Below are 24,057 nucleotides of genomic sequence, written 5' to 3' on the forward strand. Positions count from 1 at the left end.
GTTGATGAAGAGAGACCTTAAGTTTTTAATTGTTGGTCACTTTCTTTTCATTTTACTTCAACATCAAAAACAAAAGTCTCTTTTCCTTTATCCCATATTACTTTAAGTTCATAAATATAGTACCCTTCTTTAAATGGAATTGTTATTTCATAATCTTTCATTTCAACATTTTCAATTGTACCATCTTCATTAAGTTTAGTTATTGTTATGGAAGAAGGATTCTTTCCAATTTCAAAATTTAATATCTCGCTTTTTTCTACTTCTAAAGTTTTAAAATTATCGGCTAATTCATATGTATCACTAGAACTAATATCTTTTATTTCAATATTATCTTCTTTCCATTCAAAATCATTAGGCATCATCGTATATTTTTCACCATTCACTATAACTTTGCCTTCTGGTTGACTAAAAGTACTGGTTGGTAATCCATTGCATCCAGTCAAAATAATAGCCATTACCGTTAATAAAATTATTTTTTTCATCGTAATAATCTCCTTCTTTGAGAAATTACAAGAACTCTTTATTGAACTAAATTGTTGCTTTTAAAAAAGGCTTGACTCCTTCTTGAAGTAAAGCACAAGTTAATACAAAAAGAATACGAATTCATTTTTCCAAATGCTTAATTACATTGTCGAAACTTCACAAGTGTCAGATGTTCCCACTCTTTATAAAGTTGCTCTTTCGTAAGTATTTTCCATGGGTTAAACATCGTTTATATTCCAGTACTCATAACTATTTACATAACTTAATTGTCCATACGTGCTGTGATCATAAAACTCTTCTATTGGCATTAGTAACACATCTGAAAAGTCAATTTCATTATTAAGATGTTCTTTCGATAGGAAGAATAAATCTTTTTCTGGTACATAACTATCCATCCATGAAAGTAAGACTTTTTTTGTAGGTTTTATTTTCATTATATATTCCTCCAACTTAAATTTAACTGCATACCTCTAAAAACATTGAAATAACAATGGTTAAGAAAATAATCATGTTTGCTATCTTTGCATTAATTCAATATCTGTTAACCTTTTTCCGGAATACGATTTAGTACTGGAAATAGTTGGCAGTGCAGAAAAGTTCAGTGCCTTCATCCTGTGGGAATTCATTTATAAATCATAAAAGCCTAAAATCTTTCATACTTTCTCCAAGAATATAGTGGGAAAACCACGTCAAATTCTGCTTCATAATAGCTACATTAATTCCTGGCTGGTCAGAAGTATATGCCATTCCTTTAAATATAATTAGTTCTGTATCAACTTCCATATCCCTTAATCCTTGATATAGCTCATATGCATTTGAAGTTGGAACTCTTGCATCCTTTTCACCATGTTGGATTAAGGTCGGAGTACAAGCAGATTTAATATATGTCATTGGTGAAGTTTTGTTATAGATCTCTGGATCATTCCATGGATTACTTCCTAAATACATCCTAATAAAGTGAGGTATATCTGTATTTACATAATGGGTACTCCAATTAGTAATTCCACCTCCAACTGAAATAGCTTTAAATCTACTACTAAATGTAGAACAAAAAGCTGATATATATCCCCCATTGCTCCATCCCATAACCCCTACTCTATCTTTATCTGCAATCCCTTTGTCAACTAGTTTATCCACTCCAGTTATAACATCATCGTAGTCAGCAATTCCCAGTTTTCTATAGTTTGCTTTTAAGAATTCATTACCATAACCAGAACTTCCCCTGTAATTTGGTTCTAAAACTATAAAGCCTTTTTCGATAAACTGTTCAATAGGATATTTCTCATTAAAACAGTCTGAAAATATTGGAAAGGATGCCCAAGCCGGCCCACCATGGATCACCACTAATAAGGGATACTTTTTATTTGCGTCAAAATCTACTGGGGTTGATAAAACTCCCTCTATTTCAAAACCATCACTACTTTTCCATGAGATTATTTGCCTATTACTTTTAAGCTTCCTTTGAAAAAGCTGTTTTCATTCGTTACTTTTTTATCGTCTAAATAGATTTCAAAGGTTTCATTTATTATAGCCTTATTATAGAATACATAATTTCCATCCCTTGTTATAGAAGCATCCAATATAAAGCAATCTTCTTTTTCGCTTAACATTTCCACGGTGCCATTCTCAGATAACAAGCCAATAAGATAATTAGTTTTATTCTGCCATGTGATTAAAATTCCTTTAGTTGTCCACCGTAACGGAATAACTGTACTATCAAAATCTGTTAAAGGTTGAATTTTCTCTCCATTATTAATATCATATATCTCTATTGTACTGTCTGGAATATGGTTCCTATAGTAATCCTTCTCCCTGATGCTTGCTGAGTAACATATTTTACTTCCTTCAGGAGAAAAGCAAACGCTCCCTCCCAACAACTTATCTATATTCATCTTTTGTAGTTCTCCAGCTCTAATATCTAGTATGTATAAATCTCCATTAATGTAATCTCCCATATTTGGGCTTGGTGTAGCCATAATTACAACCTTTTCCCCATCATTTGAAATATCAAATTCATGGATGTGAAAATCCTTACCATCAGTTAGTTGAGAAACTATGCTATTTTCGTATTCATATTTCTCATTTTGTATCACTTTTTTTATTTCAATGTAATATAAACAATTATTCTGGTATTCCTTACCTAGATGATGGAAATCTCCATATAGTTCCCTACGTTTCTTTATCGCCACAGGTTCTCTTGACTGTGCAACATAATAAAAACCCTTGCCAGTAGGCTCCCATTTAAATTTACTCACACCTTCTTTCTCATCAGTAATTTTAACACCACTATAACCATCCATTGACTTAATAAAGATCTGATTTTTCTTATTATCCCCGTCCCCAACTGGGCTAAGGTATGCGATATCGCTAGAATCTGGAGACCATAATGGGTATGTACTTTCTATATCTCTAGTTGTTAATGGGTAACACTGCCCCTTATCATTTTCATATATCCATACATGATTCCTATATTCATTGTCTTTCCAGTTAGCTGTCTTCTTGACAAATGCTACATTTTTGCCATCATCACTTATGTTTATACCTGACAAGACTGGTAATGAAATAATCTCTTCTATACTTAGATATGTTTTTTCATTCATTTTCATTAATACCCCCATCGTAACTATAATCAAATAGGCATAATCCAAAAATTAATTTATCATTTCTTGTTGCAAACATTAAACAAAACTGTGGTTTTGTTTAAATAGAAAAAAGCTTTACTCCTTTCTGAAGTAAAGCACTCTATAGTTGAACAAGATAAAGTGTGCTATTCATTATTTGGCCTAATCATAGGTTTTCCATCCTTGTCCAATAACGGCGTAATACCCCCTGCATATCCACTCCAGCTAAACAAATAATGAACTCCTGTTTCCTTATCTACTATTATTCTGTTTCCATTAGCCACCCCGTTTTCTGTAAGGATTTCTTCAAATCTCTTCTTTGAGCCATTATTCTTCTCCGAGTCTTTATTAAACATTCTTTTGCCCCCATATTCATTTAAAATGTAATGCCTAAATTCTTTCTACTAAGAGTTCGTTACCTATTAAGAATTAGTATATATAATACTTATTCAACGACTTTGGTCGAAAATCCTTTAATTGTTATTGAACTAGACCGCTATGTTAGTTTATGTGTAACATTTCACAAATCTAGCTGATGTTGAAATGCAACCTAAAAACAAGATTAAAACCTATAACTACAATGATAAGTATTAAACTATAGGTGTGGTATTGGGGAAGGTAGTAAGTTTTTTACTTGACAGAAGTCTTCAAAAGATGTAGTGTATATTAGCTTCGTAATATTATATTAAAATTGTTTTTACCAAATTATTCTTATACTTGAATAATAGATTTATAGGAAGGTGATTAGATGCAAAGTATAAATAATAAAAAAAATACTATTTTAAACAAGTTTTCTAGTCTGTATTTATTAGCCGTTTTCATGTTATGGATTAAAACATATATCACACAGGTAACACAATTTAACTTAGGAGTAGAAGGTTTCCTTCAACAATTCCTATTAATTTTAAACCCACTTGGCTCTGCCTTGTTATTTCTTGGATTTTCTTTCATTTTTAAAGGACGGGCAAAATATACATCACTTGTTATAATTTACGCTCTTTTGTCCATTCTTTTATATGCAAATGCAGTTTATTATAGATTTTTTAGTGACTTTATTACATTACCAACGATTACTCAAACGCAAAACTTTGGAGATTTAGGCGGTAGTGTTATTTCTTTGTTAAACCCCTACGATATATTGTTCTTTGTTGATGTATTTTTGTTAATTTACCTATGTTTATCTAAAAAAATACAAAAAGATAATAGTAAAATTGGATACAAACAAGCAATAGCAGGAATTGTTTTTGTAATAGGAATCTCTGCAGTAAATTTAGGACTAGCTAATATAGATCGTCCACAGTTATTAACTCGCGGGTTTGATAGAAACTATATTGTTAAGTATTTAGGAATGTATAACTATACTATTTATGATGCTACTGAAACTATTAAGGCATCTTCGCAAAGGGTTTTAGCGGATAGCGATGATATGACAGAAGTTATTAACTATACAAAATCTAACTATGCGGAATCTAATCCGGAATATTTCGGTGCAGCAAAAGAAATGAACGTCATCTATATTCATTTGGAATCATTTCAAAACTTTTTGATTGACTATAAATTAAACGGTCAAGAAGTAACACCATTCTTAAATTCATTAACTAAAGATCCGAATACACTATACTTTGATAACTTCTTCCATCAAACAGCTCAAGGTAAAACTTCGGATGCTGAATTTATGCTTGAAAACTCTATATTTGGTTTACCGCAAGGATCTGCATACATTACAAAAGCTCAGAATGATTATCAAGCAGCACCTGCAATCTTAAAAGAGGATGGTTATACATCTGCTGTATTCCACGGTAACAATGGAACTTTCTGGAACCGTAATGAGATCTATAAATCATTCGGCTATGACCATTTCTTTGATGGCAATTATTATGACACTACTTCTGAAGAAGATATGGCTGAATATGGATTATTGGATAAGCCATTCTTTGAACAATCATTAGATCTTTTGAAAACTTTACCTCAACCATTCTATTCTAAATTTATTACGGTTGGAAATCATTATCCATATAAAATGGATCAAGACTTAACAACAATTGATAAAGCTACTACCGGTGATGCAAGTGTAGATAATTATTTCCAAACAGCTCGTTATGCTGATGAAGCAATTGAACAGTTTATAGGTGAATTACAAAAGTCTGGCTTATACGATAACAGTATGCTTGTTTTTTATGGTGATCATTATGGTATTTCAGAAAATCATAATAAATCCATGGAACAAATTATCGGAAAAGAAATTACACCTTTTGAAAGCACTAATTTACAACGTGTACCGTTAATTATTCACGTTCCTGGAATGCAAGGTGGAGTCAATCATACTTATGGCGGGCAAATAGACCTTCTTCCAACCTTATTACACTTACTTGGAGTTGATTCACAAAATTACGTTCAATTTGGTAACGACTTGTTATCGAAAGAGCATAATGACGTAGTAACTTTTAGAAATGGTGATTATGTTAGTCCTACTATCTATTCAATTGATGAGAAATTTTATGATGCAACAACTGGTTTACCACTTGAGGATGTCAATCTATTAGAAAAAGCGAATGAATATAAGAAAGAAGTAAACAATAAATTAAAATTATCTGATAAAGTGGTAAATGGGGACCTATTAAGATTCTATACACCGTCTGGTTTTACTAAAGTTGATCCTTCTCAGTATAATTATAGTAAGGATATTACAGAAAAAACTGATAACGAAGAAGAATAAAAGAAGAGTATTGCCACATACACATCACATATTATAAAACAGTAGGTTGTGGATTTAGCATAACGATTAAGGAACTAATTTCCGAACAGGAATTAGTTCTTTTTTTGTTGTCTTAATGTTAGGCTCGTTAAATTTATTGAACTAAAGCACCTAGTAGTTGTATGCAAATGCTATTGAAGGAGTTTTTGAAGTAGCTTGCGGCAAAGAACTTTTTTAAACTGAGAGTGGTATAATCGATACGATTGTAAGTTTTATTGTGGCATTAGAATGAGACAAGAACAACTAAATAACAATATTCCTACAGAATCTACATCATCTCCTTCCTTCGACTAATTTACTATCTTCAGTTTTGCTCTCATAATCATATAGATGTAATTGTTCAAACGCTTTTTCATAATCTCCCTCTATTATATATTGAGAACAATTTTTGATAATACCTTCAGCCTTCTGTTCTTCAATGAAATTACAATCTGTCAGCATTAGACTAAATGTAAAAATCAACACATAATTAGAATTGGTTTCTTCATGCTAACCTACTTAATTTTGCATAGTGTATATCTCTCTTTATCACAAAGGATACCTATTATTTTAACCAATTTCACAAATCCCTTATTACACTAATCTGACCTTTAGTCCAATAAAAAAAGGCTTTACTCCTTCTTGAAGTAAAGCACCCATTAGTGAAAAACGCCTCTAAATTCCTTTTATCGCATTAGACTCAAAAATCCAATTGTTAAAATCATTGACCCAATTGAAATTTAGGCACACTATTACAAATTGATTAATAGTAATCTTTTTTAATTTACCTTTTCTTTTCTGACTGTATAAAAACATAGTAAATATAATAACCCAAGTTACCATAAGGATATAAAAAGAAACTAATATGTGATTTCACCGCCAACCTATTAATTTTCCCTGAATCTTTAGCTATCCTTAACTTTATATAATTTACCATAGTGGATTTACACAAGTTTGGTCGAGGATGCATTAGAGCTTGTTCAACTAAGCTGCTGCTTTAGTTCAATAAGAAAAGAGATACATTTAGAAATCCCATGAACTTTTACTAAAGCACCATCTAGCATAATATCAAAATACGCTTCCTTTATAAAAACTACTTCTTATTAGTAAAATAATTTATATAACCATCTGAGACTTGGTCGGTTGATCCATACACTTTTTCAATTGCTCTAGTTGTTCTCTCAGAAGTTATTTGAAGTTTATGCTCAACTCTACTGTCAATGTATGGTTCATTCATTAATTCTTTTACCATAGTCATAAATTTATCAAAGCCCTGTGTTTTGACTAAGTAATCGGTAAGCAAAAAACCTAAGCTATAAATTTCAAACGTTTTGGTGTAATCCAATTTGTTTAATTCATCTATCGAGTAAAAGACCAAATCCCTATTTGATAATAACTTCTGCTCTCGATACGGTAAATTATCTAAGTTAATTAAAAGTTTACCTTCTGCATCTTTTTCTACTACATGTTGAAGTAAGGTTGCGAAACCCTCTTGAATATATAGTGATGCGTTATCGTTGGAGAAATCAGAAAGCATTTGGTGGGCTAACTCATGTGCAAGTATTGTAAGGGTACTTAAGGATGTAGTCGGTCCAGACGGTTCAATCATGAGTTTAAGCGACTCACCTGTCTCATTCCAACCAGTTGATGCAGTCCAAGGTATAGTGGCAGATATTTGTTCCCTGGAATCATAAAGTTTTATTGTTATATCCTTAGTGGCCCAACCAAATTCATTATTATATAAATGAACAATATCACTCGCCTCTCTTAACACAGTCAAAGCTTGTTCTTCTAAGTCTGAAACATATAACACAGCAATATTTCCTTCAGATATTTTTTTGAAAGGTACATCATCAATTACCCACTTGTTATTTAATTTAACAATGGAGTAAATAACTTTATTTTGAGTTTCCTTGTCTTGATATTTCATGTTTACAATTAACTCCATGTCCCCTTTTTCTGGAGACATTAGATTTACTTCTCCTATGTTCACGGAAAAAGTATAGCCTTGTTCCTTTTTAAAAATCGCTTCTTCCAACCATCTCTTTTGCTCTTTATAAAACAAGGAATTTGCACTGTTTTGAAACTCTAAAAATCCTTCTTCATCATTATTGTCTATAGCTTCAAGCATTGGGACAAGTTGAGATTTGACTAATTCACTTTCATCAGTCACTATTTCCTGGTTTTCAACAATTTCGGGTTCATTTATTGATTCGAAATCTTCTACTTCTATTTTTCCTGGATCTACAGCACATCCATAAAGAATAATTACAAGGAAACCTATTAACTTCATAAATTTATTCAGTTCACTACCCCCAGTTTCAACAAATTTTCTGCTTCTTTTACTTTCAAATTAGTATGTTACTCGTATCTTCATTTTCTTTAAAGTCTTGAATAATATTTTCAATACTATCCAGTTCTTGCTGAAAATCTTTAAATTCCACAATTGCATTTTGTACATCAATTACTAATAGTGCTTTCATATCTCCACCACCTATTTAATTTAATCCTTCAATAATAATTAATTCGGCATCAATACTTAATTTCCTTCTTCAACCTTACCTGCGGCGTTAGTTCAATAAGAAAAAGCTACCTTTACAGGCATCCACTAAGTCGAGTAGAAGGGAACCTCTCTACCTTACGGTAGATTGTGTTCCTCCCCCCTCACAGAACCGTGCTTGCGCTATTTACGCACACGGCTCCTCCAAATCATCATTCACACTGATTCTGCTATCCTCAATAGTTTAGTTTACATTTATTAGCTCTACCGCTGTGTGTAGTAAATGTGTCCCTAGTGAGGGTGAACACTTGGTAGCAGCCTTTCCTCCATCGGCATTACCCAACTTCATTAGTACTACGCTGCTATCCGACTCCCTACATCGGCATTTGGCTTCCTTGCTTATTATCGCTTGTACACCATACTCTTCTATAAGAAGAAAAGACCGGTAGGGCCTCCCGAGTTGCCGTATCATATCCATGTGTGACGTGCCAAGGCCTCTGACTCCAGAGAGGTTTTATCCTTCTTGCCTTTAACGATGGATAAAATGTAGCTTTCTGCTGTGCTTAAAGCATCAGCCCTCTCGATTTACTAACATTATGGAGCTCAATCCCTTCAACCAGTTGGCTTTCGGCCCGCCACCTAACTGTCTACGCTTAAAGGCTAATGTTATCATGAGCCCTCCAAGACTCGCTACGAGTGAATGGCTAGTTCTTTCTCTACTCGAATCCCACCCGCTATATGATACGACCTAGGCTCGGCCGCACAAGTCAGAAATACTTTTAAATATAAAGGAGCAACGACATAATGACGTTGCTCTATTTGACTAAAGCACTCGTTAGTTGAAGAAGCTATTGTCTTGTTAAGATATAGTTTGAGGAGAACAGTACACCCGTTCCATTTGATAATAGTAAGCTAATTTATTTAGGTAGCAGTCATCAAGAAACAAATTGTCGGAAAAATGAAACTACTTTATTCTCAATAATAAAAGAGTGGTGTGGTTGCCATCAAAGTATAATACTCCTGTTAGCTATTTAACTCTTAACTTCTAATAAAAAAAATTTTCGGATAGACACTTTTCAATACTCTTTTGAAGAGATATTAATTCACTATTTGTATTAACTTTGATATAAAAACTTTTTAAGAATGTCTTACAGTTAGAATATAAGAACCAATATTCTTCTTCCTCTATCTGTTCTTTTCGAATTTTTAATTCTATTGGTACATTTTGTATTAATGTTTCTATTTCTTCTTGTTCCAATCCGTTATTTAGCATTTCTAGTATAGGAATTAAAATCCTTTCATCTTCATTGTGGACATATACATAAGTTGAAACAAATACCTTATTCCATAGTACTTTTAATATTTCTAAGTAAAATTTCTGATCTATTTTTGAACTTTTTACAAGTTCATCAATAGCGTCACTTACATGAGCTATACTATGAGCCCAGCCTTTTACAGATATATATCCTCGTAAATCCTTCTCCAAGTTAATATAATCGATTAATTTATCCTTTATTTTAAATACCATATATTGGGAGATAAAGTTGTCTTCATTATCCCTATATAGAATAAGTGCTATTAAAAGGGTAGTGAATGACCTTGTAAAAACAGTATCAGTTTGATTCTCCCCAATTCCTTTAAATAACAAGTCACTTAAACACAATTCTAATAGTTCATTTAATAACTCATGCTCAATTTGATTTCTTTCTATAATTAATTGATAAAAAGAACTATAAATTAATTTGTCTCTAAGTTCACTATCAGTTGAGCCGATATGCTCAACCATAGATTTGACTATACTAGCTTTACTTTCTTCTTCCCAAGTTCTACTCCCGCTCTTAATTTCCATTAAGATTTTTTTCAGTTCAATCGCCTTCATTGAAACAGCATTTTTATAACTTAATTCTAATCTTTCCATATCATCTACCCCTTTTCTAATATAACAGCATTCTTATTAAACTAACCTGCTGCTTTAGTTGAACTAGCACTTTACTAAAGCACCCGTTAGCTTAATAAGGAAAAAGATACTTAAAGAACAAATGTATTAATGTTGATATATTTTTTTCCTAAATTCTCATAACTATTTTTTGAAATTACAGTAAACATCCCCTTCATGTTTGGTGAGTAATCTTTAAAATCATATTTTTCATAGAACGATTCTTTACCTTGTGATGCAAACAAACCAACAAACGCCTTGTCTGGTGCATTTGCATTTAAGTATTTAACCAAATGATTCATTATTTCATTTCCAATACCATGTTTCTGATAATCTGGATGAACCACTATATCTTGGATATAGAAATAAATAGCCCCATCTCCAACAATTCTTCCCATACCAACTATTTGTTCATTCTCCCTGACTGTGATGCAGTGAATAGAATTTCTTAGTGATGTTTCTACTACTTCAAAATTCATATAATTACTCCATTCCACAGATTCACACAAATATTTGTATTCTTGCAATGTGGGAATAGTATTTTCAATCTTATATTTTTTCATAATGTTACCTCCATTAACTTAAACTTCATCAATATATACATTCGACATCGTTTTATTTACTCCTCTTCTTCAACTAACTGCTGCTTTAATTGAAGAAGAAAAAGGCTTTACTCCTTCTTGAAGTAAAGCACTCGTAAGTTTATGTAAAATGCTCCAAATTTCGCTCTACTATTAATCCTCTACTTTTCCATAACGTGAAACTGTTAAGCTGCTTTTTTCTTTATTTGCCCATTCATAACTTAATTCTTTACCATTGTTTAACCCTACCGAAATATTATAGTAGAACGGATAAACTCCCGCATCTTGACGAAAAACCTTTATTTCTTTGACATCTTCTTTAGAAATTGATTCAATTTCAACTAAATCAAATACGACAGCAGTTAGAAGTTCTTCTCTCTCTTCTCTCTCACCTAACCGATAGTTTTGATAATTAAAATATATTATTACTCCTAAAAAAATTATCAAAGCAAAAACATTTATAAGCCATTTTTTCTTCATAGGATTAACCTCACTTTGTGTTGTATTTTCAAATAAACCAATGTATGAATCTTAACACCTTATTCAACTAACCTGCCGCTTTAGTTTAATAAGAAATAAGGCTTTACTCCTTCTTGAAGTAAAGCACTCGTTAGTCGAATAAGATTTTTCTTTCTTTTTTGTTTGAATGTATTTTTGCGTCAATAATCCCGCATTAAAAAACGATACAACCATAATGAAGAAAAAGAGTACTTGATTAAACGGATCCTGCTGACCCGCTGCTTTAGTTCAAGAAGAAAAAAGACTTTACTCCTTCTTGAAGTAAAGCACACCGTTAGTTGAAGATTACAAACTCAGTTTCTTATAAAAAATCTGAATATTTTTTTAATAAATACCTTGTGCGTCAACTGGTAATTGCCTAATGTGTTTAAGGAATTCCTTCATTTTTTTATCGTCATCCATTGGATATGTAAATAATAATTGTTCAGCAACATCTTTTGCTAACACTCTAAATAATTCACAAGCCACAAATATCGAACTCCAAAAATTCTTATAATTGTAGTCAGAGTAGGTTTTTTTATACATTTCCCAACAGTATTCAGGGAGGTATTCTTTAAAATACTTACCCATCTTGCCTGCAGAAACTTGGAAATCATATTTTATGCCGATCCACCAAGAAACCATCTCGTCTAATCTAACTCTTACTACCAACTCAAACATTTGTTTTGCATAGGGCAACTCATCACGCCATATTCCTTTTCCAACGTTCTGCAGACACCACCAAAAGTCATTACAACAATTCATAAAGAGAGGTTCTGATGGTTTCTTTACCCAATAATCCTTATCTGTGGGTTTAGGGATATTAGGAAGAATGTTGTCCTTATCCAATAAAGGAATCGTAAGTTTGTCCTTCGTATAGTTTTCAATCATAGCTTCTCTTGTTTCGATATGTAAGTCGATTCGATTACCATCTGTAAAGAGCATTAAATATCCATAAGACTTTTCAAAATCCAAATCTAACCCAATACATTTATCATTTTTATCGGGTTCTTGAATCATAATTAAATTTCCAAAAGAATCAATCCATTCCTCATCTTTTATGAAAGAGGCTGTTTCTGTGACTACATATACAATATCATAATCTTGGAAAATATCCTTTGGAACATTAGAATTGGTTCTTGAACCATTCATATAAACAGCTCGAATACGTTCATCTTTTTGAGCTATGCCTACTATTAAATCAAACATCTCTTTTTCGTTTCTCAAGTGTTATTCCTCCTTGTAAGGATCTCCGATTAATATTTAATTCTATATAAACTGTAATGTTCCCTTTAAATTACAATACATTTCTTCTTTAACTAAACTGCCGCTTTAGTTCAATAAGAAAAAAGGCTTTACTCCTTCTTGAAGTAAAGCACCCGTTAGTTAAATATTCGATTACCGAAATTTATAACGATTAGAAATTACAGAAAAGAGCCCCTATAAAAGTTTAAACTACTTATTAACTTTTATAGGGGCTCTTGTTATTACTTTTTTAAGGCAATGACTATTGGTTCAAGTTTTATTTCGGTTTTAACTCCTCCATAGGGAGGACCTGCTATTTCTATCGGCTGAATAATTAATTGACTTGCACTTTCTTCGATAGAATCAAATGTGGAAGTTCCTTTAAATGTTTTGTAATCATCTGGTGTCATGCCACTCCCACCTCTTCCGAGACCATACACATTGCCTAGGTCATCTGTAATAATAAAGGTTGGCGACACACTTACCGAATCTTTTAGTAGTTCATCTGACACTACTTGTTCATAAGCAATTACTGTTGATACATCAGTGAATTCAACTGAGCGTAATATGAAGTTAACGTCTTTGTGCTGCACTGTTTCATTTATAATCTGTAAATCCCCTTCTAACCTTTCTAATGCAAATTCAAATGACCAATCTCCTTCAACCTCTAACTCATTTGACCCGTTGTAAAACGCTCGTGGTGCCCAAGTGACTTCCAACGTTTCTGGATATATATCATCTTTGAATCTTGGGGTAAATGTTGATAAACCGACATAACGTGTATCACTTATTTTCGTAATATCATGTCCACCCCCACTCCCACTTGCACCAACAACATCGAACCAATTTGGTGCACGCATTTGCATCTCTTGTCCAAAATCATAATCCGTTTCTATTGCAAATGAAACTGTTATGTTTGTTCCATCATAAACTGCATTGTCAATCATTACCGTCATGCCATTACTTGTCTGTACAAGACCGATTTCAGAAGAGAATGCCTCAAAATTTTTGTGGCGTTGCTCTTCATCATTAAAGTAACTAATGACATTATCCATAAATGGAATTTGTGATGCAATAGAAGGGAAAGCAAAACCAGTTGCTATCGTAGCACCGACAAGAACTACCGCAGCGACTGCAATATGACGCCAAAACGGTACTTTATTACGCTTCTTAAGTATATGTTGCTTGACTTGTTTTTTTTCTAAATCTGTTACTTCTAGTAATTCAAGGTTATCAATATCGATATTCATCCATTCCTTCATACCCATATAAATCGCTCCCTTAACTTTGTATTTGCTGCTAATATTTTCTTACCTCGATATAGTCGATTATCAACTGAAGCTTTTGTCAGCCCTAGTGTATCGGAAATTTCACCATTCGTTAGGTCCATATAATATTTCATCATAAAAATATCGCGGTCGATTTCTCCTAACTGACTAATAGCCATCAATAATTCATTTTTTTCTTCTCGTTGTAAGATAGATATATCTGGTTGTAAGGTACTTGCCTTTAGTTCAAGTGGTGCATCCGATTGCTCATGTGTAATTTGTTTTTGAGCTTGACGATATCGGTCAATCGCTTTGTATTTCGTAATCATGCCTATCCATTTTTTAAAGTCTTGGGTCTCACCTTGAAACTGATGAGCATTTTGCCAAACAGTTAGAAAAACATCATTGATACATTCATCAATATCTTGCCGTTTCATATTGTTTAAAATTTTTGTGGTAATCGTTTTTACAAGTGGCATATAGGAATCAATGATGTAATCGAGAGCATCTTCTTTTTGTCTTTTTAATCTCACGATAAAGTTAGTCGATGAACTTTTCATTTATTACGCTCCTTATCTTATTGAAAAAGCTTTTTCATAAAGTACAACGAACGGTCTTCCAGTTTATTCTCAAGAAACTTCTGAATTTCTTATAATTTAATTATAAGACTATATCTAAGGGCAATTAATTGTCCAAAAAAGGGGCATTCCCGCCTTATGCAGAAATGCCCCATTATTGAACGCTATGTTTTGTTATTTTCAATAAGGAAAAAGGCTTTACTCCTTCTTGAAGTAAAGAACCCGTTAGTTGAAGAAACTTTCTTAAACTGTACTATTGGCTCTTCGTCTCAAAACTTTATAAGTTTCTACTGGAAGATAATAAATCATGATTGCAGTCATGTGAAGTTCAAAGCTAATAAGAAGTATCCCTTTAAATAAGTTAGATTCAAGCTCACTGAAATTCATATAGAACAAAGTAAACAATAGAGAAGTAATTAATCCTGAAAACAAATAAGTGAATATTCGTTTCTTAAAACTTTTCTTGTAGGAAATGAAAAGCAAGGGTAATTGCTTTATAAAGTAAAGAATAACGACGCTTATTGTACCGATTATAAAGAAAAACTCCGATTCTATTTGAAATACCTCTAGAATAACGAAACGAAATAATAAATATGCCATAGAAATTATTAATGTATAAGCAATCCTTATCACTTTTTTCCTCCTTTCTTAATTAAAGTTGAGAGATCCCTTATTCCACTAAAGCACCTTTAGTTCAATAAGAAGTTTAATTTTCAACTGTTTTTATATCGAATTTCATATGGTCTAAATCCCAAACATCGTCATCAGTATTAGAAAAGACAGTTACTTCAAGTTTCTGCCCAATGCTATATCTCTCCACATCATCATCAGGTATTTCGTATACATTTCCGTCTCTTCTACCTTCATCAACCCCGCTATACTCTTTAATAACTAACATTTCTTCTTCAACAAGTATCTCCTCTACTGTTCCTGTGAAAGTAAAGCTCTCTTGATATTTAGAACAGCCTGCAATAAGTAAAAAAATCAATAATAAAAAACTTATTGTGATTTTATTTTTCACAATGACACCCCCATTACAGTCTTGTTCTGCTAAAGCACCCGTTAGTTTAATTCATTGGTATAAGTTATGCTATTCGATTAACTTCTCTTTTTAAATAATAACAAAATCACATTCCATATCAATCCAATAACAATGCATGTTATTGAAATGAAAAATGTAAGCCAATAAAAGCCTCCTGCTGGAACGGTGAACTCTGCCAAAATAAATAATATAATTCCAAAAAACAAATACATATGTGGCAATACAAATCTATTCATTGTTCTTGCTCCTTCCTGATTAACTAGAATATTCTTATTCAACTAACCTGCTTACTTTAGTTCAATAAGAAAAAATGCTTTACTCCTTCTTGAAGTAAAGCACCCGTTAGTTGAAGAGATGCAGCTACTCTAATAACTCTTTTGAATAAATTATTGTAGCTTTATTTTTATTAGGTACATCAATTAAGGCAACTTCTTTTATCTTTCCATAAATGTTGCTATTACTTATTGAACAGTAATTAAATGCTTCAGATAATTTTTTTGGAGACAACCTATTAGCTAAAGTACAATGTGGTATCCAATTATCAGGTAAATACAATGAATTAGGGTCATCATTGAACTGTTTAAGATATTTATGATGATTAGAATGAAATTCCATCAATTCACGGGTAACAGTTGGTGAGAAAAATAATGCACCTGAATTCAAAAATGAGCCAATCGAATTAAACGTTATATCTATAGTTGGCTTATCATTATAAAATTCATCCATTTGTTTAATAAACTCAGTTTTGTTTATATCGTTATAACTTGCTAAAGTAATGTGCGGTCTTCTATTTTCTACTTCATATGCATACGAAGAAATCGACTTTTCTTTTAACTCTTTCCAAATATCCTTAATAACTTGTTCTGTCTTTTCATCAAATATTGCAATTAATCCATACATACTTTACCCCCCTTTTAATCCTTTTCTTGTTCAACTAAACTGCCCGTTAGTAAAAAAGGCTCTACTCCTTATTGAAGTAAAGCACCACGTTAGTGCAATAAGGAATTTAACTTTTATTAGCTGATTTCAAGTTAAACTTTGCTTGATTTATACTCTTCAACATATTCTTCTTGATCCAGTACTTCAATTACATTAGACCAATGCAAAACTGTACCTACGAAATCTCTTATATCCAATCCTTTCATTTCATATGTAGCTTCGTCATTTACAGTTCCTGTAGCATCTTCAATGAATGTTACTTTATAGCCTCTGTCATAGGCTGATATTGCAGTAAATTGGCAACAAAACTCAGTATTAAACCCTGTTATAAATAGATGATCCACACCCATTTGTTCTAACTTTTCATTAAGTTCTGTCTGAAAAAAAGCACTTGGTGTCTTCTTTTCAATTACAATATCAGCATATTCTTTTAAAGAAGGATGCAATTCTGAGCTTGGCAATTCTTTATTAAAAGGACTCGTTTGTTCATCATCTAGATTTCTTATAAATATTACGGATTCCTCATTTTCTTTAAAATCTTGAATAATACTTTCTATTCTATTCAGTTCTTGCTGAAAATCTTTAAATTCTACAATTACATTTTGTACATCAATTACTAATAATGCTTTCATATCTACACCACCTGTTTAATTTAATCGCCCTACGATAATTAACATATATTTACTTATTCAACACAATCATAAAAACACCTTCCTGTTCAACTAAACTGCTGCTGAAGTTCACTAAGAAAAAAGGCTTTACTCCATCTTGAAGTAAAGCACCTCGTTAGTTCACATAAAGGTATGTTTCCAGTTCTTTAACCTTGTTCCCGTCTAATTGGTGCGTGAACCCGAATGTTTCGCCTATTCCGTCGTGATTTATTACAATGTCGATATCGTGAAGTAGTTCGGTGAAATAGTTGAAACTCTGTTTTAAGTCGTCATTAAACCTTGGTCTATCAGATTCTAGCGTGTCCTGTCTCGATAAAACATACTCAAGATGTCCCATCCAAGTTTGAAGCATCTGCAAATTATCAAAGTCTTTTTGAAGGTCGTCACCTTGAATCCGAAAATATTTCATTTCGTTTCTGAGGCGTCTTGCCCTCGGGTAATATTCTTTCACGTCGGTTGTTTTGACAATATCTTCAGCGTGATAGGCAATCCAAGCTTCCAACGTTGGTTCAATTCCATACTCGTTGAAGCCTTCAGGAGTTGAAACATCCTTCCACGCCTTCGGGTCGTTGACTTCGGCTTCTGTTTTTACTTGTTCAACTTTCGTATCTTCTGTTTTAGCTTGTTCAACCTTCGTTTCTTCCTTCGTACACCCTGTTAATAATCCACTTACCAATAATCCTGTAAATGCTAATTTTATTAGCTTCATTATTCTCCCCCACTGTAATTGAAAATCCTTATACTTGAAATCATCTATTAATATTTATATTTTACCATAAAAATCCCAATTATTTTCTTCAACTAACCTGCGCCGTTAGTTCAATAAAAAAATGCTTTACCCCTTCTTGAAGTAAAGCACCCGTTAGCTATAACGAAAACTTAGATGTTTCCAACAATTAACCCAAAATTGAACAACAAAGTATGTAATAGATTCCAAATCTTAAGAAGAATAAAAGGTGATAGATTCCAAATGATATGAAGAATAATAGGTACTGACAATCTATTGGTAAGGTAATAACTATAAGAAAAGACGATTGATATCCAAAACAGGTGCGGAAAACTAACTATAGAGAAATGCCAACTAGAGAAAAGGATAGAGGTTAAAATAATACTTCTTAAAATATTAAATTTCTTCGAAAAGACGTGAAGTATAATCCTTCTGAATACTAACTCCTCTACTAATGGTCCTAAAAGAACTATTGGAATAATCATAAAAGGTGAAGAATTTATATCATTAGTCGTATTAATTTCATTTGGCGTTCCAAAAAAAGATTTTACAAGTGTAATAATTTTTATTCCAGCAAAAGCCATAAAAAAACTCATGCAAATCACTGATATAGTTTTTTTAACTGAGGATTTATCTTTTTCAAATACTTTTACTTTTAAATCTTCTTTCAAAAGATAAGTAATCATAATCAAAAGTAAAGGAAATATTATGTAACTTAATACCTCAAGTAACCGGTTATCAATATTGAAAATATAAACCATTAAATCTAATAAGAGCAGTGAACAAAAATAAATCAATAATGCATATCTAAAGTTTTGTTTCACTTTATCGCCCCATACTTTATTAGTTTAAGATTTTTTTCTTGAACTATGCTCCAACATAGTTGAACAAAAATTTAACCACTTTTCCCGTTATTAAGCGTAGGAATGTAGTCCTGCAATTACCAAGTTAACAAAATCTTGATTGAAGACAATAATACCAAATCCTCCTATTGCCATCCAAGCACTCTTTTCCCCAATCCAGTTTCTACCGATTCGAAGATGTAGGAATGTAGCGTAGAAAAGGAATGTTATCAAAGCCCATACCTCTTTGGGGTCCCACCCCCAAAATCTTCCCCAAGCAATAAGTGCCCAAATCATTGCGAAAATTAATCCACCGAGAGCAAATAAAGGAAATCCAATAACAACCGCTCGATACGTAATCTCATCCATCAAATCAATATTTACTTTATTTGTAAGTGGTTTTAAGAGCGAAATAATTCTTTTGCGTGTAACAAGACGAATCATCAAATAAAGTACAGTTCCTATTAAAAATGACCAAAGAATAGTATTTAATTTTTTGGCATTTACCCATAGAGGAACGTCAGTAAGTCCTTCTTGTTCCCAAATTAAATTTGAAGGAACTACTATTTAAGGTATATTATATTCTAAAGTTTCCTGTATTGAGTTACTATCTTCAAACGTAATCGTTTTTTTGTAATTGATAGAACTAAAGATACCTGTAATTATAATAAACCCAAAATACTGTAACTAAAAAGTACATAACTAATTCTAAAAAGAACGCTCGTAGACTTTTTTCCCCCAGACCAATAACTTTTAAGAGATAGATTATACCGGTAACAAAAGAAATAGACAATACGGCACTTGAAAATGCTACAGTTAGCACATGAATAGTTAACCATTCGCTTTGCAAAGCTGGAATTAAAGGTGTTACATCACTCGAAAATGTATTTGCAAAACCTAAAGTCAATAGAACGACCGGTAGAGTCAAAAGACCAATGATGGTTTGGCGATATAAATAAAACAAAATAAGAAAACTTGCGATAAGCATTATGCCGAAGAACGTCATAAATTCATATAAGTTACTCACTGGGGGATGTCCAATTAAATACCACCTAGAAATAAAATAGAAAATTTGAAATATAAAGCCTATCGCTGTCAATATTATTCCTGTTAAAGTAAAAACTTTGAATTTAGAATTTAATAGATAAACCAAAGGGTAATATAGCAATTAGCAGATAGATATAAAGCATTGCTACTTAGTGTCATTAAAGTAGTGGAAGACAATAGAACAACACTTTTTAATTATTTTAAATATATAATCTATTCATAGTGTACCTAATTATAACAATCTCGATTAAAAATGGAAACTAACATCTGGATATGCTTGTTATTACAATTTACGGATGCTAATTTGTTCTTTGGTTCTGTACTTTTAAAGCTATTTTTCGAACCTTTAAATAAAATCGCTTCTTCAACTAAACTGCGTCATTAGTTTAAGTGTAACATTTCACAATGCTTATCTGGGATCAATTTAATGTTTTTGACATAGAAATAGACCATCAAAACGATGGCCAGATTTTGCTAAAGCACCCGTTAGCTTAATAAGCATTTTAAGTATTAGATAGACTTTCATTTTCAAATTCAACTTCCTGATTGCAATACTCAACATAAAGTAATTTCATTGCTTCAATGATTATTTCGTCTGCTAATTTTTCTTTATATCGATTTGGTAACTCCTTTGCCCCCAAAACAAATAATAATGGGTTTTTGGAAAACTCACCCATTATCCCAATATCAACTACTACATTATCTAATCCTCCAGTCATATGATTTAAGAAATGGCTTGGTATTCCTTCTATATCACCTCGTTGCCTGACTAAACCATTAATAACTGGAATCCATAAATTAGGATTAGTTTTGTATCCTTGATGTATTAATTGTAAAAGTTCTAACATCTCACTCAATTCTCCAATGTTGTCCAAGTCTCTTGGATTTTGAGTAATATTTATGCTTTTAAAATATGTTTTTATTCTATTGTTAATCCTTTCCCATCCACCACAAAATTGAACAATTCTCTCTGTCACAAAGCTATCGTGACAGGCTATCATAACTTCCACCGCATCTTGGAGTGCCAAGTTTTCTCTACTTTGAAAGTGAGGTTACACTTCGTTACTATCCTCTTCTGGATTTAAAATTACATCATCAACTATGTCAGTCCATTTATAGTGTCTTTCTTCAACCAATTTTGCGATACAAAAGGCAATAGCAACTTTTGCCGCAGAAGCAAGAGGTACTAATAGCCCTTTATTTGATGATAAAACTATATCCTGTTTTACTTGAGAATAAATAATAATTCCCACTTCACCTGACTTTAGTTCCTCTAATTTTTCAAGAACTTTCTCCATTTCCGAACCCCACTTCACAGTATTTTTCTATTCACTACTTGTTCTCTCTGTAAACTTGTCCTTGTTCAACTAAACTGCGGCTTTAGTTTAAGTGTAACATTTCACAATGCATATCTGAGAACAACTTAATGTTTTGGACATAAAAATAGACCATCGAAATGATGGCCATATTTTGCTAAAGCACCCGTTAGTAAAAAAATTAATTCGAAAAAGTTTCCCCTTTATCCAAGTTCAAAGTGTGATTGTTAATTATAATAATATGGTTATTTTCCCATTCCACATCAACCTTGTGCATAGGGTCTTCGTAATAAATCCTCTTTTTAAACCAAAGGGGACCATTTACAATTCCTTCTACACTAATGGAGGTAGCCGCCCCACCGTTTAATGTGTAAAAGTCGACGATTATTTTAGAGTCAGGTGATTGTGCTGTTTCAATGGGTTCTCTCGCAAATGTATTTACCGCTACCCCTAATAGAAAAATTGCCGAAAGGGGGAATCCAATTAGCACCGTAAGCCAACTTCTCCATCTCGCTCGCCTACTACTTTTGTCTTTAAATCCAATAATACCCGTAACGAAAGCAATAACAGTGAGTAACCATAAAGTTAAAGCAGGTGGTGCCACTTGCCAAGTTCGGTAATATGACGCATATAACGATTGTAATGAAAGCACTAATAATAACAAACATAAAATGAATGACCACAAATTATATTTTCTTTCCACTTAATTACCTCCCTATTAGAAGTTCTGGTGTTCCCCCAAAAATTTTCTTATTGAACTAACCTGCCCCTTTAATTGAATAAGAAAAAGGCTTTACTCCTTCTTGAAGTAAAGCACCCGTTAGTTTAAGTGCAATGCTTCACATTAAACAGATAAAATTGCATAATCTGAGAGAAGCTATCGTTTAATTTCGAAAGGTAAATAGTTCATAATCGTCACCTATATTCTATTAGCATAAACAATCATTGTTAAAGGTATTGTAGTAACCATAATGCAGAATAAAACAATTAAAACTTGATTAGCTGTTAATACAAAAGGTCCTAAGGAGCCTGTCAGTAGAATTAATAACGTCATTGCACTGAATAATACAAAATAATTTATACTCATGCTTTTACCCATAATTTTTTTTGAACGTTCATCTTTTGGGAATAAATGTGGCGATAAATAAGCCATCATTAGAGAACTAGTACCTAGAAATAATGTCATAATGCCTTCTGGAAATGTATTATGCATTAAATAAGGGTAGTTTATATAAATACTTAACGGGACCATTACTATACCTAAAAATAAATAAGTAATTTGGTTTTCACGTGCTTTTTTCATTATGAATCTCCCCCTCGTATATAAAAACATCTTCGATTCTGCATTTGAATACTATCGCTAATTTAAAAGCAAGTGTAATTGAAGGATTATATTTTTCTTTTTCTAGCGAAATGATTGTTTGCCTTGAAACCTCTAACATTTCGGCTAATTGGTCCTGAGTCAAATTATGTTTTGCTCTTAACAACTTAATATTGTTTTTCATTCGCTTACCACCCTATTGGTAAAGTTAACTTCACTTTAAGTAAAGTGTACTTTACTTAAATATCAAAAGTCAAGCGTACTTTATAGTTATATAAGTACGCTGCAACATCGACCTGTTGTTTAACTAATCGACTATCGAGATAATCTTTCTTTTGGCTAATATCCAAATTTATTTACATTTCTAATTAAACTAACCTGCCGCTTTAGTTTAAGTGTAACATTTCACAATGCATATCTGAGAATCAACTTAGTGTTTTGAAGATAAAAATTGACCATCAAAATGGCCATATTTTGCCGAAGCACCCGTTAGTTGAATAATAATTCAATTTAATTATTCATAATGCCTTCAACCGCAGAGAATAAAATGTATAACGAAGTGCATAAAATGAAGATACCCCACAATAAACTCTTAGTTCTTTTATATTCTCGTAACCCCATTATAAGTAACGTTATACTCAGAAGTATTAACATCAAAGGTAGTAAGTTGTAGTTTTCCGTAACCTTACCATAAATACCAATTAACATAACAAGGATTGCAAAAATCATTTGAAATAACATTAAAATATCAAACTTTTTTTCTTTCATTTATTTATACCTCCCACTGATAATCTGTCACCTTCAAAAGATACCTAATTAAACTAAACTGCTTCTTTAGTTCTATAAGAAAAAAACGCTCTACTCCTTCTTGAAGTAAAGCACCCGTTAGCTTAATAAGGTTATCTGCTATTGTTAGTAAAACACCCCACTGCCGAAAACAATAAGCCAGCAAATGAAATTCCTAGACCAATCTTTGTTCCGTACGAATAACCATCCCCAGTTGAACTAAATGCAATTATCACTGCAATGCCTAAAAGTATAGTTGCAATGCCAAAAAGAACACTTTTCATATACTACCTCCTCAACAGAGGCTCTTTTTTTAATTTGATAAAATCAATATTCAACAAACCTGCATCTTTAGTTCAATAAGAAAAAATGCTTTACCCCTTCTTGAAGTAAAGCACCCGTTAGTTTAAGTAGAACTTAACTCAATCAAAGTTATTTTGTACAAGGTCATTTAAAATCTTCAATTTACTTTCGTCTTTATTATTTTTTGTTCTTCGATACCCATCTAATAAAGACTTATTGTAAACTTTAAGGTAATCAGCAATTGAGAGTGTGTAATACATTGCACCATTATCTTCATTTTTCTTAAATTTTTTATAATCCACATCTGCAAAGGGTTTCAAATCCTCAATAAAAGCAAATCCAATCTTAATCTTACCTTTATTAAATTCATGCTCATGTAAATCAACCATTTCATATCCTAACTGTTCAATTACCGATTTAAGCATGGTCCATTTCTCTTCTAAGAAGATTAAAGGAACAAGAATATCAATGTCTTGTGGAGAGAATTTAACTCCAGTTACTTTTTCTAGTCCTAATGAACCGTATAAAACAGGAATAATATCTAACTCTTTATTCAGTGCGTTAGCAATATTGAAAAATTGATCATTTAAAGACATTACTTCCTCCTTAAATAGCCCAT

General features: G+C 32.2%; 27 protein-coding genes and 2 pseudogenes. 1 reads left to right on the forward strand and 28 read right to left on the reverse strand.

Annotation, left to right across the window (positions count from 1 at the left end):
- Positions 1 to 47: 47 nt before the first annotated feature.
- The 4 genes and pseudogenes from ACN6MX_RS09425 to ACN6MX_RS09440 form a co-directional block, all read right to left on the reverse strand.
- A complete protein-coding gene (locus ACN6MX_RS09425) occupies positions 48 to 482 on the reverse strand; it encodes a lipoprotein (RefSeq protein WP_419962354.1) in 435 nt (144 codons plus the stop codon).
- 219 nt (positions 483 to 701) lie between these two features.
- Complete coding sequence (locus ACN6MX_RS09430; RefSeq protein ID WP_419962355.1) at positions 702 to 917, reverse strand: hypothetical protein; 216 nt, start codon at positions 915 to 917, stop codon at positions 702 to 704.
- Between the two features lie 199 nt (positions 918 to 1,116).
- A pseudogene (locus tag ACN6MX_RS09435) lies at positions 1,117 to 3,089 on the reverse strand (S9 family peptidase).
- A 161-nt stretch (positions 3,090 to 3,250) separates the two neighbouring features.
- Complete coding sequence (locus ACN6MX_RS09440; RefSeq protein WP_419962356.1) at positions 3,251 to 3,460, reverse strand: DUF6440 family protein; 210 nt, start codon at positions 3,458 to 3,460, stop codon at positions 3,251 to 3,253.
- A gap of 392 nt (positions 3,461 to 3,852) precedes the next feature.
- On the opposite strand from ACN6MX_RS09440, the gene ACN6MX_RS09445 reads away from it, so the two are divergent.
- Positions 3,853 to 5,820 (forward strand): LTA synthase family protein, encoded by a 1,968-nt coding sequence (locus tag ACN6MX_RS09445; protein ID WP_419962357.1) that lies wholly within the window; start codon positions 3,853 to 3,855, stop codon positions 5,818 to 5,820.
- A 1,111-nt stretch (positions 5,821 to 6,931) separates the two neighbouring features.
- Here the strand turns inward: ACN6MX_RS09445 and ACN6MX_RS09450 are convergent.
- From ACN6MX_RS09450 to ACN6MX_RS09565, 24 genes and pseudogenes are all read right to left on the reverse strand, one after another.
- Positions 6,932 to 8,131 carry a hypothetical protein gene (locus ACN6MX_RS09450; protein WP_419962358.1) on the reverse strand — a complete coding sequence of 400 codons (1,200 nt, stop codon included), beginning with the start codon at positions 8,129 to 8,131 and terminating at the stop codon, positions 6,932 to 6,934.
- Positions 8,132 to 8,186: 55 nt separating this feature from the next.
- Complete coding sequence (locus tag ACN6MX_RS09455; RefSeq protein WP_419962359.1) at positions 8,187 to 8,321, reverse strand: hypothetical protein; 135 nt, start codon at positions 8,319 to 8,321, stop codon at positions 8,187 to 8,189.
- Between the two features lie 1,062 nt (positions 8,322 to 9,383).
- Positions 9,384 to 10,256 (reverse strand): DUF2785 domain-containing protein, encoded by an 873-nt coding sequence (locus tag ACN6MX_RS09460; RefSeq protein ID WP_419962360.1) that lies wholly within the window; start codon positions 10,254 to 10,256, stop codon positions 9,384 to 9,386.
- 110 nt (positions 10,257 to 10,366) lie between these two features.
- Complete coding sequence (locus ACN6MX_RS09465; RefSeq protein ID WP_419962361.1) at positions 10,367 to 10,837, reverse strand: GNAT family N-acetyltransferase; 471 nt, start codon at positions 10,835 to 10,837, stop codon at positions 10,367 to 10,369.
- Between the two features lie 171 nt (positions 10,838 to 11,008).
- Positions 11,009 to 11,335: a hypothetical protein gene (locus ACN6MX_RS09470; protein WP_419962362.1), complete on the reverse strand. Its 327-nt coding sequence runs from the start codon at positions 11,333 to 11,335 to the stop codon at positions 11,009 to 11,011.
- 363 nt (positions 11,336 to 11,698) lie between these two features.
- Positions 11,699 to 12,580 carry an aminoglycoside 6-adenylyltransferase gene (locus tag ACN6MX_RS09475; RefSeq protein ID WP_419962363.1) on the reverse strand — a complete coding sequence of 294 codons (882 nt, stop codon included), beginning with the start codon at positions 12,578 to 12,580 and terminating at the stop codon, positions 11,699 to 11,701.
- A 260-nt stretch (positions 12,581 to 12,840) separates the two neighbouring features.
- Complete coding sequence (locus ACN6MX_RS09480; RefSeq protein WP_419962364.1) at positions 12,841 to 13,866, reverse strand: DUF4179 domain-containing protein; 1,026 nt, start codon at positions 13,864 to 13,866, stop codon at positions 12,841 to 12,843.
- On the reverse strand, positions 13,857 to 14,426 hold the full coding sequence (locus tag ACN6MX_RS09485; protein WP_340762575.1) for a sigma-70 family RNA polymerase sigma factor: 570 nt from the start codon (positions 14,424 to 14,426) through the stop codon (positions 13,857 to 13,859). The genes ACN6MX_RS09480 and ACN6MX_RS09485 overlap by 10 nt, the downstream gene beginning before the upstream one ends.
- 261 nt (positions 14,427 to 14,687) lie before the next feature.
- Positions 14,688 to 15,077 (reverse strand): hypothetical protein, encoded by a 390-nt coding sequence (locus tag ACN6MX_RS09490; RefSeq protein WP_419962365.1) that lies wholly within the window; start codon positions 15,075 to 15,077, stop codon positions 14,688 to 14,690.
- 73 nt (positions 15,078 to 15,150) lie between these two features.
- Entirely contained in the window at positions 15,151 to 15,465 is a 315-nt protein-coding gene (locus ACN6MX_RS09495) for a hypothetical protein (protein WP_419962366.1), read from the reverse strand.
- A 77-nt stretch (positions 15,466 to 15,542) separates the two neighbouring features.
- Entirely contained in the window at positions 15,543 to 15,722 is a 180-nt protein-coding gene (locus ACN6MX_RS09500) for a hypothetical protein (RefSeq protein ID WP_419961767.1), read from the reverse strand.
- A gap of 124 nt (positions 15,723 to 15,846) precedes the next feature.
- Positions 15,847 to 16,386 carry a 2'-5' RNA ligase family protein gene (locus ACN6MX_RS09505; protein WP_419962367.1) on the reverse strand — a complete coding sequence of 180 codons (540 nt, stop codon included), beginning with the start codon at positions 16,384 to 16,386 and terminating at the stop codon, positions 15,847 to 15,849.
- Positions 16,387 to 16,517: 131 nt separating this feature from the next.
- Entirely contained in the window at positions 16,518 to 17,057 is a 540-nt protein-coding gene (locus ACN6MX_RS09510; protein ID WP_419962368.1) for a cysteine hydrolase family protein, read from the reverse strand.
- 154 nt (positions 17,058 to 17,211) lie between these two features.
- On the reverse strand, positions 17,212 to 17,805 hold the full coding sequence (locus ACN6MX_RS09515; protein ID WP_419962369.1) for a hypothetical protein: 594 nt from the start codon (positions 17,803 to 17,805) through the stop codon (positions 17,212 to 17,214).
- 170 nt (positions 17,806 to 17,975) lie between these two features.
- Positions 17,976 to 18,647 carry a CPBP family intramembrane glutamic endopeptidase gene (locus ACN6MX_RS09520; protein ID WP_419962370.1) on the reverse strand — a complete coding sequence of 224 codons (672 nt, stop codon included), beginning with the start codon at positions 18,645 to 18,647 and terminating at the stop codon, positions 17,976 to 17,978.
- Positions 18,648 to 18,737: 90 nt separating this feature from the next.
- On the reverse strand, positions 18,738 to 19,109 hold the full coding sequence (ccsA, locus tag ACN6MX_RS09525) for a cytochrome c biogenesis protein CcsA (RefSeq protein ID WP_419962595.1): 372 nt from the start codon (positions 19,107 to 19,109) through the stop codon (positions 18,738 to 18,740).
- A 202-nt stretch (positions 19,110 to 19,311) separates the two neighbouring features.
- Entirely contained in the window at positions 19,312 to 19,692 is a 381-nt protein-coding gene (ccsA, locus tag ACN6MX_RS09530; protein WP_419962371.1) for a cytochrome c biogenesis protein CcsA, read from the reverse strand.
- Positions 19,693 to 20,215: 523 nt separating this feature from the next.
- Positions 20,216 to 21,010: pseudogene (locus ACN6MX_RS09535) on the reverse strand (serine hydrolase).
- A 199-nt stretch (positions 21,011 to 21,209) separates the two neighbouring features.
- On the reverse strand, positions 21,210 to 21,731 hold the full coding sequence (locus tag ACN6MX_RS09540; RefSeq protein WP_419962372.1) for a DUF5412 family protein: 522 nt from the start codon (positions 21,729 to 21,731) through the stop codon (positions 21,210 to 21,212).
- A gap of 216 nt (positions 21,732 to 21,947) precedes the next feature.
- Positions 21,948 to 22,331 carry a hypothetical protein gene (locus ACN6MX_RS09545; protein ID WP_419962373.1) on the reverse strand — a complete coding sequence of 128 codons (384 nt, stop codon included), beginning with the start codon at positions 22,329 to 22,331 and terminating at the stop codon, positions 21,948 to 21,950.
- On the reverse strand, positions 22,315 to 22,533 hold the full coding sequence (locus tag ACN6MX_RS09550; protein WP_419962374.1) for a helix-turn-helix transcriptional regulator: 219 nt from the start codon (positions 22,531 to 22,533) through the stop codon (positions 22,315 to 22,317). The genes ACN6MX_RS09545 and ACN6MX_RS09550 overlap by 17 nt, the downstream gene beginning before the upstream one ends.
- 326 nt (positions 22,534 to 22,859) lie before the next feature.
- Positions 22,860 to 23,117, reverse strand: a complete 258-nt coding sequence (locus ACN6MX_RS09555; protein WP_419962375.1) for a DUF3953 domain-containing protein — start codon at positions 23,115 to 23,117, stop codon at positions 22,860 to 22,862.
- A gap of 131 nt (positions 23,118 to 23,248) precedes the next feature.
- On the reverse strand, positions 23,249 to 23,419 hold the full coding sequence (locus ACN6MX_RS09560) for a hypothetical protein (protein WP_419962376.1): 171 nt from the start codon (positions 23,417 to 23,419) through the stop codon (positions 23,249 to 23,251).
- Positions 23,420 to 23,557: 138 nt separating this feature from the next.
- Positions 23,558 to 24,034, reverse strand: a complete 477-nt coding sequence (locus ACN6MX_RS09565) for a hypothetical protein (protein WP_419962377.1) — start codon at positions 24,032 to 24,034, stop codon at positions 23,558 to 23,560.
- Positions 24,035 to 24,057 lie beyond the last annotated feature (23 nt).

This window comes from Psychrobacillus sp. BM2, from assembly GCF_048572895.1.
Taxonomy (GTDB): domain Bacteria; phylum Bacillota; class Bacilli; order Bacillales_A; family Planococcaceae; genus Psychrobacillus.